Origin of the sequence: Maribacter cobaltidurans, assembly GCF_002269385.1 — a bacterium.
GTDB lineage: Bacteria > Bacteroidota > Bacteroidia > Flavobacteriales > Flavobacteriaceae > Maribacter > Maribacter cobaltidurans.
Map to the genome: position 1 here is coordinate 3,325,488 of NZ_CP022957.1, position 12,165 is coordinate 3,337,652.

A 12,165-nucleotide genomic window follows, 5' to 3' on the forward strand; every position below is an offset into this window, starting at 1 on the left:
TATATTTGCTCCTTGAAAACCAAATAATTACCGTACATATTTATAATTAAATGGAAGAGAAGAAATTAGATGTAAAGTCTATCATTGGTTTTGTCTTGATCTTTGGAATCTTGATTTTCATGTTCTATCAAAACAAACCTACTCCTGAGGAACTTGAGGCACAGAAGGCAAAGCAGGAACAAATGGATGCCGCTGCCGCTGCAGAAGAAGAATCTCCAGAAAAACTGGTTATTGATGACACCCCTTCAGTCGATTTAAATGACTCAACTGCAGTAGCCGGATACAAAAGTCAAATAGGTGCATTCGGTTTTACCACTCCAAAAGAAGGTAATACGGTTTTGGAAAACGAGGTCCTTTATTTGGAAATAAGCAATAAAGGAGGTCATGTAGTTCAAGCTAAGATGAAAAATTTTGTCACCTATGACTCCGTTCCCGTCTATTTGGTTAAGGACGGTAACTCCGCCTATTCTATTAATTTTTCTACCTCGGATAATCGGGTCTTGAATACAAAAGATCTTTATTTTGAACCTTCGGTGACCCAATCTGGCGACAACCAGGTGCTTTCTATGAGAGCCAAAACTTCCAACAACCAATATTTGGAATATAGATATGAAATGAAGCCAAATGAATATTTGGTAGATTTTACGGTGCGTACCCAAGGATTGGATAGAATCTTAAATAGTAGCAAGCCGGTAACCTTTGATTGGAAAATGAAAGGCATCAGACATTCCAAAAGTATTGAGTATGAAAATAGGTATACAAGGTTGACCTATCATCATGAGGATGGCAAATTAAGCAAGCTTTCTGCTGGGGGTGATGACGAAGAGACCGAGGAGGATATAAAATGGATTTCCTATAGACAGCATTTTTTCAGTTCAATCTTGGCAACGGATGAACCTTTTAAAACAGGGGAGCTTTCTTCCGAAAATTTGGTGGAGGAAGAGAGTAGGACCTTCGGTTTTACCAAAAACTATGCATCTGTTCTACCTTTGGACGTAAAAGGAGGTGAAATTTCCAAAAACATGCATCTCTATTATGGTCCTACTGACTTGGAAGTCCTATCAAAATATAAGGATTTGGACTTAGTGGATTCCATACCTTTTGGATGGGGAATTTTTGGATGGATAAACAGATATGTGTTTACCCCGTTTTACTCATTTTTAAGCACGTATTTTCCTTATGGTATTGCCATTATCATTATGACAATTTTGGTGAGGTTGGCCATGTCACCTGTGACCTATAAATCATATTTGTCCCAAGCCAAAATGAAGGTTTTAAAACCTGAAATTGCGGAATTGAACGAGAAGTATAAGGACAATGCCATGAAGAAGCAACAGGAAACCATGAAACTATATGGTAAGGCTGGAGTAAGCCCCATGAGCGGATGTGTACCGGCATTTTTGCAAATGCCTATATTCTATGCATTGTTTATGTTTTTCCCGACTTCTTTTGCGTTGAGACAGAAATCATTTCTATGGGCGGATGATTTATCTTCATTTGATACGATATATCAATTTCCAGAAGGGTTTTCAATACCATTTTATGGAGACCATGTAAGTCTTTTTCCCATTTTGGCATCTATCGCAATATTCTTTTATATGATGATGACGACCGGACAGAACATGCCTACGCAGCCCGGTATGCCCAATATGAAATTTATTATGTACTTAATGCCCTTCATGATGTTGTTTTTCTTCAACAACTACGCCAGTGGTCTAAGTTTATATTATTTTGTATCCAACCTGATTACAATTGGAATCATGTTGGTCATCAAGAACTTTATTCTTGACAATGATAAAATACATGCCCAAATACAGGAAAACAAAAAGAAGCCTAAAAAGGAGAATAAGTTCCAGCGTAAAATGCGCGAAATGATGGAGCAGGCTGAAGCTCAAAAAAAGAAATAGTGCAAAGAATGTCATAAAAATAAAAAGCCTCTACCATTATAGTAGAGGCTTTTGCCATTGATTAAGGTTTGGTTTGGTAAGATTTGGGGAGGTAAATTTGCTATTTGTCTCCCGATAAAAAAAAAGTTAGTTGTAAAGGGTTCTAACTTGTATGTTAAACAGTGTTTAAATGATGTTTGATTTTACCCAAGAAAAAACCTCCCCAAAAAAGGAGAGGTCCATTTCAAAATTTCTTACCATAATATTAGTGAAGGGCATCAATTATTTCTTGTGGCAAAAGCACCTTATCAATGATATGTACAATGCCGTTGCTTGTCATCATATCTGGCATGGTCACGTTGGCATCAACATGAGTTTTGTCCCTAATCTGAACACCATGACTAAGGATGGCGAATAAAGATTCCCCTTGTACGGTAACAATCTCTTGATGGTCAGATAAGTCTGTGGAAGCAACAGCTGCCCCAGATACCACATGGTAGGTTAGAATCTTGGCCAACAGTATTTTTTCCTCGTCAGTATCAAAATCTTCAAGACTGTTATAATTATCTCCTAAATCGTCCAATAGGGCCGCAAAGGCCGCATTTGTGGGTGCAAATACTGTAAATGGACCTTCGCCACCCAATGTCTCAACCAAACCCGCATCTGCCTGGATTAAGGCTTCTACTAATAAGCTTAGGTCTTCAGTAGCCTGTGCTGCTTCAACGATATTTGGCATAGGTGGTTCCAAGGCATCCAAGGCTTCCTGGGGTAGTAATACCTTATCTATAACATGCACTACACCATTGGAGGCTTCAACATCCGGCATGGCCACAGTCGCATTTTCATCCGTTGAATCCCCAATATGAACGGTACCATCCTTGATGATAACGGTAACATTTTCGCCTTGGAACGTCTCAATTTCCTGTCCATCGGAAAGGCTTGTAGAAAAAGCAGCTGTACCAGCGACAACATGATAAGTCAATATGGTAACCAATAAGTCTTTTTCTTCATCGGTATCAAAATCTGAAAGGCTATTATAGTCATCTCCCAGAGTATCTAATAGAGCAGCAAATGCGGCGTTAGTAGGAGCAAAAACTGTAAAAGGTCCGTCACCGTTCAGTGTTTCAACCAAACCTGCGTTGGCCTGAATCAAAGCATCCACCAAAAGGCTTAAATCATCTGTGTCCACAGCTGTATCTACAATGGTCTTCATCTGCAACTGCATTACGAAATCTATTGCACTTTGAGGTAACAATACTTTATCTATGGTATGAGCCACGCCGTTGGAGGCCATGATGTCAACACCGGTGATATTGGCATCTGTACTTGAAGCATCACCAATAACAAAAGTATCTCCAGAAGGAATGACCTCAATACTATTATCTGCTAATGCCGTTGGAACTTCTCCTGCTGATAAATCAGTTGATTTTACTTCGGCTGCTATTACGTGATATAAAAGGATGTCCTTTAAAAGAGCCATTTCCTCCATGGTATCAAAGTCGTCCAAACTATTATAGTCATCCCCAAGAATGTCCAAAAGGGATACAAAAGCATCATCAGTTGGTGCAAATACAGTAAAAGGACCATCAGAACTTAATGTTGCTACCAAATCTGCTTTGATTACCGCAGCTTCCAGTATTGAAAGCGACTCAGTATCTACCACGATATCGACTAGGGTGCCATTTTCATCTTCCATTTCGTCCGCATTCAAGGCATCAATAATTTCTTGAGGTAACAATACTTTGTCTATAACGTGCACAATACCATTACTGGCAGTAACGTCTGGAATAATGACCTCAGCATTCATATCTGTCGCATCATCAATAAATACACCACCTTCCAAACTAATAGTCAAATCCTCTCCTTGTACGGTAGTAACCGTCATACCATCCGTTAAATCCGTTGATGCAGCTGCAGTTCCTGCGACAACGTGATACGTGAGGATTTTAGCAAGAATTGCGCGTTCTTCGTCAGTATCAAAATCTTCCAAAGAATCAAATCCATCCAGTTGAGCCAAAAGTGCGGTGAACGCATCATTTGTTGGTGCAAATACGGTGAAAGGACCATCGGAATTCAATGTTTCAATTAAATCAGTTCCTTCCAAATCATCAGCCGCAGTTAAAGCGCTTACCAATGAAGTTAGAGCATCTTGATTTTTTGCAACATCGACAATGGTTTCAGGGTCCATCATGATAGGGTCATCATTCTCATCCTCGCTACAGGAAATGGCAAAGACCATAACCAGCAACATGAGAAAAGGTTTAAAATAGGTAGTAATTGTTTTCATAGTGTTTTGTTTAAGTAATTTTATATTAAGTTAAACAAAATATATGTTTTGGAATTAAAGCTTTGTTAAAATTAGTAGCTTGAACGGCTGAGTTTTCATATGTCATTCATCGATAAAGTACAATAAAATCGCTTGATTTAAATTAAAATAGGGGTTCATTTGAATTGGAAAAAATTTATCAAACTTTAACATAATCCATTGGTTTTAAGATATTTTGTGAATATGGTCATCCAACGCTTCCAGGATTAACGTACTACAAATTTTATAGCTGGAACGGAGATAAGTTCTGCATGGTATCAATTGATGGGCCCGACGTGTAATTTTGTATTTTTGTAACGACAAAACAGTCAAGATGAAAAAAGTGGTAATTGGACTTTCTGGTGGGGTGGATTCCAGTGTGGCGGCCTGTCTATTAAAGGAGCAGGGCTATGATGTCATTGGCCTCTTTATGAAAAATTGGCATGATGATTCGGTAACCATCTCTGAGGAATGTCCATGGTTGGAAGATAGCAATGATGCACTTATTGTTGCCGAAAAACTGGGTATTCCTTTTCAAACGGTGGACTTAAGTGCCGAATATAAGGAACGGATTGTAGACTATATGTTTCGGGAATATGAAATGGGACGAACACCAAATCCGGATGTACTTTGTAATAGGGAAATCAAATTTGATGTCTTTCTGAAGATTGCCCTTCAGCTTGGTGCTGATTATGTGGCCACTGGACATTATTGTAGAAAGGGTACCATTAAAAATGATGATGGCTCAGAAACCTATCAATTATTGGCAGGGAAGGACCGTAATAAGGACCAATCTTACTTTTTGTGCCAACTGTCCCAAGAGCAATTGTCCAGGACATTGTTTCCTATTGGAGAGCTGACCAAACCAGAGGTCAGGCAAATTGCTGCTCAAGCGAATTTAATAACTGCGGAGAAAAAGGATTCGCAAGGTTTATGTTTTATTGGAAAAGTTCGTCTACCCGAATTTCTACAGCAGCAATTAAAACCAAAAAAGGGAAAAATCATTGAGGTTGCCTCTTCGGTCAATAAATACGGGGGCACAGTGCCCAATTTTGAGAATAAGCAATCGGAATTGAAGTATTACTCAAAAAAACCAGAATATCGCCCGGAAGACGGTAATGTAGTTGGGGAACATCAGGGTGCTCATTATTTTACCAAGGGTCAAAGAAAAGGTCTGAATGTTGGTGGCACGAAAGAGCCTTTGTTCGTTATCGAAACCGATGTTGAGGAAAATATTATCTATACGGGACAAGGAAAATCACACCCTGGTCTGTATAGAAGAACACTTTTTGTTCAGGAATCTGAAATACATTGGGTTAGACCGGACTTATGTTTAAAAACCGATGAAAGTTTAAGCGTTAAGGCAAGAATCAGGTATCGTCAAGAACTTCAAAATGCCACGCTTTATAAAATTGAAAATGGATTGTATGTGGATTTTGAGGAAAAACAATCGGCCATTACCGAAGGTCAATTTGTGGCATGGTATAAGGATGACGAACTCCTAGGTTCAGGGGTTATTTCCTAAAAGCTTTTTAAATCTACAAATTCGAAATATCCAAAATTTGAATGAATGCAAAATAAGATTACGGAATTATTTCATGTGAAATACCCGATTATTCAAGCAGGAATGGTATGGGCGAGTGGATGGAAATTGGCATCGGCGGTTTCCAATGCGGGTGGATTGGGGCTAATTGGAGCAGGAAGTATGTATCCGGAAGTTTTAAGGGAGCATATAAAAAAATGTAAAAAAGCAACCGATAAGCCTTTTGGAGTGAATGTTCCAATGCTCTATCCAGACATTGATGAAATTTTTAAGATAATTGTACAGGAAGGGGTTAAAATTGTATTTACTTCGGCGGGTAACCCAAAAACATGGACCCCCTATTTAAAGGAAAAGGGAATAACGGTGGTGCATGTGGTGAGTAGTTTAAAGTTTGCCCTTAAAGCTGAGGAGGCAGGAGTTGATGCCATTGTTGCCGAGGGTTTTGAGGCCGGTGGTCATAACGGAAGGGACGAGACCACGACTATGGTTCTAATACCCTTGGTGAAAGGGAGGGTTCAAATCCCCATTATTGCTGCAGGAGGAATCGCTACCGGGGAAGGGATGCTTGCGGCCATGGTTTTAGGTGCGGATGGAGTACAAATTGGAAGTAGATTCGTAGCCAGTGAAGAAGCTTCCAGTCATTCAAATTTTAAGGAGGAGGTAGTGAAGGCCAAAGAAGGCGATACCCTTTTAACTTTAAAGGAACTGATGCCTGTTCGTTTATTGAAAAATAAATTTTATTCCAATGTGCAATCTGCATATAAAAACGGAGCTACCTCAGAGGAACTCAAGGAACTTTTAGGTAGGGGTAGGGCCAAAAAGGGAATGTTCGAAGGGAATTTGGAAGAAGGTGAATTGGAAATAGGTCAGGTTTCATCCATTATCCATAATATTCAACCCGCCAGGGAAATTATCAATGAAATTCTTTATCAATACCAAGCTACTAGGCAAACACTATTAGAAGATGGTAAATTTAATTCTTTTTAACTAAATCGGGTTTTCAATTTTCTTTAAGGTTCAACTTCAACTTTTTCATAGGTATAAGTAACATCCGCTCGGGTTACAAGCCCGTTAACTTCTTGGATATCCACTGTATTGGTGTATTCAAAACGTGAATTGGACTCGTTGAAAGAAACTTCTGAAGTAAGGCTGCCACAAGCTACAACCAAAAACAAGTCATTGGTATCCAATTTCCATGTCCCTGTGGTATTGTTTCTAGCACATCCTTCTACTCGATATCCTACTTCATAGGCGTAGGTTCTATTTTCAAAGAAATTAAAAGTGGCATCCTTGGCACAATCGGAATACTGGGCAAACATATCAAATTCCGGATTGTCAGTGAAATCATTGGTCAAATCAACTTCAGTATCCGAAACTAGCGCAACTAAGGTCCATTCTCCTTTCAGTTTTATTTCCGTTTCCTGTAATTCTCCAGTAAATTGCGCAGGACATTCTATAGGGTCTTCTGTCTGGGCGCAATTATAAAAAGTAAGACCAAGTAGTGTTAAGCCAATCGTAAAGATTCGATGCATTCTCATAAAAACCTTTTTTAATAGGATGTTATAAAAAAGAAAGGTTGCTTTTCACTTTATTAAAATTGTATTAAGGTACTTTTAATTATTGTTTTAAGCTTCCCAAATACTCCATTAAATCTCGTAGTTCCCTTTTTGTAATCATTCTACCCATTGCCGGCATGGCGGAAACCGAGTTCTCCCTCTTTTTAATTCTGCCCTTTGGGACTCGCATGGGTTCAGCTTCTGAGGTACGCAATAGAAGTTCTCCGCTATTTTCTTCCAATGGTACGCCTGTAATCTTTTGGCCATCGTTTAGCGTTAGATTTACAGTGCCATACCCAGGAGCTAACCTGGCACTGGGTTCAATTAGAGCCTCCAAAATTTGCTCTCGGGTGAGGATATTTGCAATATTATCCAAGGGAGGTCCTACCTCTCCTCCAGAACCATTTACGGCGTGGCATCTTACGCACTGCGCGGTTGGGTTGCTGTTGAAGACATCCCTGCCGTTCCACCTGTTACCACCATATAAAGTTTCCAGATATGAATCTGCGGTATACCCAGCTTTTTTAAGCTGGGCCATTTTGGTGATAAGTAGGGAATCTTCCGTCGCTTCTACAGATTCCATTAAATCGAGAATGATGTCTTGCGCAAGTTGGTTTTTACCCGCCTTGTCCAGTAAATTACTTAGTATGGTAGCACTATTTTCTTTAGGTAATTCACCTAGTACATTTAACATGTTTTGCTGTTCCCTTGCGGTACCATTTTGAAAGATGGGACCCACTATAGCAGGAAGTTTTTCTTGGGAAAGTTCTAATTGGGGCAATAGCCTTACCGCTGCATTTCTAACTTCCTCATTAGAATCTTTCATTCCAAGGGTCATGGCAACTTCCATTCTTCCATAATCCAAATTTCCCAATGCTGTTAAAACGGCAGCCCTAATCTTTGGGTTACGGTTATTTCTAAAAATATTGAAGAGTTTATCGTTGTATTTATCTATTCCCACCGCACTTGTTGCTTTTGCCACACCAATAAGGATTTCTGGATTTTTTTGCTCTAGAAAAACCGGTATTTCTTTTTCCAATTTGTTTCTTAATTGGCTGCTATCACGAATGATTTCTCCTCTGTACCTACCATCTACTCGGTCAAGTACGGAAGGTTTGTTCCAAGTACTCAAAGCGGCAAGTGCCTCCCCTCTTAAAACATTTGAAACGCTCTCTCTCTTGGCAAAATCAATAAGATCTTGCAGAGATTCTTCACTTCCAACCCTTAGTGCTGCATTAATGCCCCTTCTTAATAAAGGTTCCGATTTGAACTTTTCATTTTTGAGCGTGGCTGCCAAGGCTGGTAGAGCCTCCTTTATAGACCAATCATCGTTAATGGCCCTTGCCGCTTCCGTCACAATTTGAGTATCGGAATCGGAAAGGAATACCGCAATCTCTGGGCTTTGCAACCTTCTTAATACCAAAACAGCTGCCAAGCGTAAACTTTGGTCTTCATGAGTCGCCAACGCAACTATTGGTTCTATTTTTCCAATTCGTGAAAGGGCCAATACCGCGGCATGTCTTAGATAAAGATCTTTATCATCATTTGCCGCTAACATGGCAATTAAAGGTTCTATTGCAGGTTCATAGGCCAATCTTCCTAAGGCCTGAGCAGCGAAAAATTTAACTCTGTCGTTTTCATGGGTGAGTAAGGTTACCAATGTATCCGAAGCATCCTCATATTTTATATCACCTAAAACCTTGGCTACTTGGGCAATGATTTCGGGATCGTTGTCTGAAAGTAGTGGAACCAAAGGGTCAGCTTTTCCCTGATTTTCAGCGGCAATTTGACCTATGGCCCAAATAGCATGAATCCTGGCAAATTGATTTTCTTCATCTACTATTGCTTTTTCCAAAGCTCTATACCCCCAAAAAGTTCTCTTAGCAAGTTCAAATTGTGCTTTCAATCGTATACGCATGTCCTCATAACTAAGCAATTTGATAAGGTTTTCCGTATCGTCGTCCTTGTAGTTGTGGGTCATTAACCTTTCGGTTTCAAGACGCTGTTCGGCCAAGTCGTTTTCCGTTTCGGTGACATCCATTTTCCATACCCGTCCAAAATCCTTTGATCCCCATCCATTGATCCAATCGGCCAAGTATAGCGCACCATCCGGCCCAAATGCGATGCCAGTAGGCAATACACCAGTTAAAATGGATTCATCCGTACCTAATTCAAAAGAAGCCCCTTTCGGTTTTAGATCAAAGGACCAAATATGCGATCTACTGGGGTCACCCACAAACTCAACCAAGAAAAACTTGTCCAACCATTTTTTTCCTAGGGCTGTCCCGGGATTGTAAAGCATACCGGTTGGACCGTTATGAAAATTTTGAATGGGCGGAATAATATAGGCCGCTTGGCCCTCCCATCTCGGAACGTATAATTTTTCATCCATCCAAACATTATAACCATTGTTGTTTGGATCCGTATATTTTCCATATTGCCAATTGGAACGCCAGCCAGCATCCGATCCTTCCACAATATGTACCAAGCGTTCACTTTCACCTTTGTGATCACCATCATTGTCCGATGATATGATATTGCCATAAGCATCAAAAACAAATTCATGGGTATTACGCAATCCTCTGGCAAATACCTCAAAATTGCTACCATCCGGATTACTACGAACAATAACCCCTTGGTTAGGATACTTATGGTTCACCCCATCAACCGTAGTGAGGTTTGCCCCAATATCACCAATGCCCCAGTATATTTTACCATCGGGACCTTGGGTGGCGCCGGACATACCATGTCCGCCAAAACCAATATGTACTGCAAAACCTGTGGCAATACTGCTTTTTTCATCTAGTATTTTGTCCCCATTAGTGTCCTTAAGCCGATACATATCGGGCGCGATACCTACAAAGACATCTTCATCCCTTACCAAGAGGGCACCAGCAACATCGTTTACCTCATCATTAAAGTCGTTAAGTATTTGAGTGGAGACATCGGCTATTCCATCCCCATCGGAATCTTCCAACATCCAAACCTCGTCCTTTTCTACGGCCAAGTCTTGCCAATCATGAATGGAATCATTGTTTAAATCTGGAAACCAGCTATTTTCCTTGCTTTTTTCCGGAGCGAAGGTTTCATGGAGGAAGGCCCTTCTTTCTTCAACCGACTGAAGTCCTATGGAAGCGGTCATCCAGTCCCGGTGTCCTCTTATATCAAATTCCGAGTTCTTATTTCTATTGGACCTTGTAATGTATATCCTACCTTCATTATCAACATCCATGGCTATGGGATCAGGTGCAAGTGAATCTGTGGCCCATAAACTTAACTTCAGACCATCGGCGACTATGGCCGAGACCCCTTCCCGGGCGGTTTGGATTTTTTCAGAAATAGCGGTACTGTCTTCATAAATTACCACAGGTGTTTCAACAGGTTTATTTTCTTGGCAGGAAACTGCCATAAACAAAAAAGCAAGTAAAGGCAGGGATTGAACGGATAATCTCATTATGAGTTGTGTGATTTTGGAAATTCTAAAATAGTAATTATCAAATTTAAACTATCTACTTTTATAAAGGGATTTTTAATTTCGACCCTTTAATAATTTGAAATATTTAATTTTAAAGGTCAATTTTTGACTAAATACATGAATTTTACCCTTTTGGCATGAATGCTTTGAGTGTGACATGAACTATATTTGAAGGTATATTTTTAAAGAACAGATTTATGAAATTACAATTATTATTTATTCCGATTCTTGTTTTCAGTTTTTTGACGGTAAAAGGTCAAGAGGGACACCCCTTGGAAGGAAGGTGGAACTTGACCATTGACCAGGAAGGTAACGAATTGCCTAGTTGGTTGGAAGTTATGCATTCCGGAAACAATACTTTAATAGGTAGGTTCACCTATGCTTTTGGTAGTGCCAGACCGGTAGCCGAGGTTAAAAAATTTGGGGATGTCTTCCAATTTGAGATTCCGCCGCAATGGGAGCCCGGTGCCTCCAATATGGAATTTCAGTTTAAAATGGTAGGCGATGGATTGGAAGGAACTATGGTGTATACTAATGGAAAGACATATACCTGGGTGGGAGAGAAGGCTCCTGAACTTCCATACTACGACGACTACAAATTAGGAAAGAAAATAGATCTTTTTAATGGTAAAAACCTTGAGGGCTGGGAGATAAAGGATGGAAATCAGTGGAAAGTGGTCAATGGTATTTTGACAAGCGACAAGTCTGGTGTTAATTTGGTGTCAAAGGAAAAATTCAAGGATTTTAAGATACATGTAGAGTTTAAGTATCCGGAAGGAAGTAATAGTGGTCTATATTTAAGAGGCCGTTACGAGGTTCAAATTGCGGATAATATAGGATTGCCCCCGGCATCCGTTTATTTTGGAGGTGTTTACGGTCTTCTTGCTCCTAATGAAAATGTGGCAATGAAGGCGGGAGAATGGCAATCCTTTGATATTACCTTGATTGGTAGAAGGGTAACCATAGAGACTAATGGTAAAACTGTAATTGATGGTCAAAACATCCTAGGTATGACTGGTGGGGCGTTGGACAATCATGAAGCCGAACCAGGACCAATAATGATTCAAGGAGATCATGGTCCCATTGAGTTCAGGGCTATTGAAATAACGCCGATAACGCAGAAATAAAAAAAAGCCTCCAATTATGGAGGCTTTTTTTATTCTTCCCAATCCAATCGGGATATGAGTTCCAGTGCCTTATTTTCTTCGTCTTTATGAACATATATTTCCGAGATGTGGGGCAATGGAGTTCCGAAACCGGCCAATCTGGCCGATTCACTTTCACTCTTTACAATCGGGGTAATATCATTTTTCCTTAACAGTTGTTCTATACGATTGCTTTCCGTACTGTTTCCCCCAAAAATCTTTATATATTCTGAATCCATAATCATCTTTAAAGTA

Annotated in this window: 8 protein-coding genes; 4 read left to right on the plus strand and 4 right to left on the minus strand. The window is 39.9% G+C overall.

What is annotated here, in order from left to right; genetic code table 11:
• Positions 1-50: 50 nt before the first annotated feature.
• Positions 51-1,907: a membrane protein insertase YidC gene (gene yidC, locus CJ263_RS14755; RefSeq protein ID WP_094997982.1), complete on the plus strand. Its 1,857-nt coding sequence runs from the start codon at positions 51-53 to the stop codon at positions 1,905-1,907.
• 244 nt (positions 1,908-2,151) lie between these two features.
• Here the strand turns inward: yidC and CJ263_RS14760 are convergent, their stop codons facing one another.
• On the minus strand, positions 2,152-4,173 hold the full coding sequence (locus CJ263_RS14760) for a fasciclin domain-containing protein (protein ID WP_094997983.1): 2,022 nt from the start codon (positions 4,171-4,173) through the stop codon (positions 2,152-2,154).
• Between the two features lie 352 nt (positions 4,174-4,525).
• On the opposite strand from CJ263_RS14760, the gene mnmA reads away from it, so the two are divergent.
• Both mnmA and CJ263_RS14770 read left to right on the plus strand, forming a co-directional pair.
• Positions 4,526-5,716 carry a tRNA 2-thiouridine(34) synthase MnmA gene (mnmA, locus tag CJ263_RS14765; protein ID WP_094997984.1) on the plus strand — a complete coding sequence of 397 codons (1,191 nt, stop codon included), beginning with the start codon at positions 4,526-4,528 and terminating at the stop codon, positions 5,714-5,716.
• A gap of 45 nt (positions 5,717-5,761) precedes the next feature.
• Entirely contained in the window at positions 5,762-6,721 is a 960-nt protein-coding gene (locus tag CJ263_RS14770; protein ID WP_094997985.1) for an NAD(P)H-dependent flavin oxidoreductase, read from the plus strand.
• A 23-nt stretch (positions 6,722-6,744) separates the two neighbouring features.
• Here the strand turns inward: CJ263_RS14770 and CJ263_RS14775 are convergent, their stop codons facing one another.
• Together CJ263_RS14775 and CJ263_RS14780 are read right to left on the minus strand one after the other, a co-directional pair.
• Entirely contained in the window at positions 6,745-7,272 is a 528-nt protein-coding gene (locus CJ263_RS14775; RefSeq protein WP_094997986.1) for a DUF5004 domain-containing protein, read from the minus strand.
• Positions 7,273-7,351: 79 nt separating this feature from the next.
• On the minus strand, positions 7,352-10,744 hold the full coding sequence (locus tag CJ263_RS14780; protein ID WP_094997987.1) for a HEAT repeat domain-containing protein: 3,393 nt from the start codon (positions 10,742-10,744) through the stop codon (positions 7,352-7,354).
• A gap of 218 nt (positions 10,745-10,962) precedes the next feature.
• On the opposite strand from CJ263_RS14780, the gene CJ263_RS14785 reads away from it, so the two are divergent.
• Positions 10,963-11,892, plus strand: coding sequence for a 3-keto-disaccharide hydrolase (locus tag CJ263_RS14785; protein ID WP_094997988.1), 930 nt, complete (start codon positions 10,963-10,965; stop codon positions 11,890-11,892).
• Between the two features lie 29 nt (positions 11,893-11,921).
• Here the strand turns inward: CJ263_RS14785 and CJ263_RS14790 are convergent, their stop codons facing one another.
• On the minus strand, positions 11,922-12,149 hold the full coding sequence (locus CJ263_RS14790; RefSeq protein ID WP_229702422.1) for a putative signal transducing protein: 228 nt from the start codon (positions 12,147-12,149) through the stop codon (positions 11,922-11,924).
• Between the last annotated feature and the right edge of the window lie 16 nt (positions 12,150-12,165).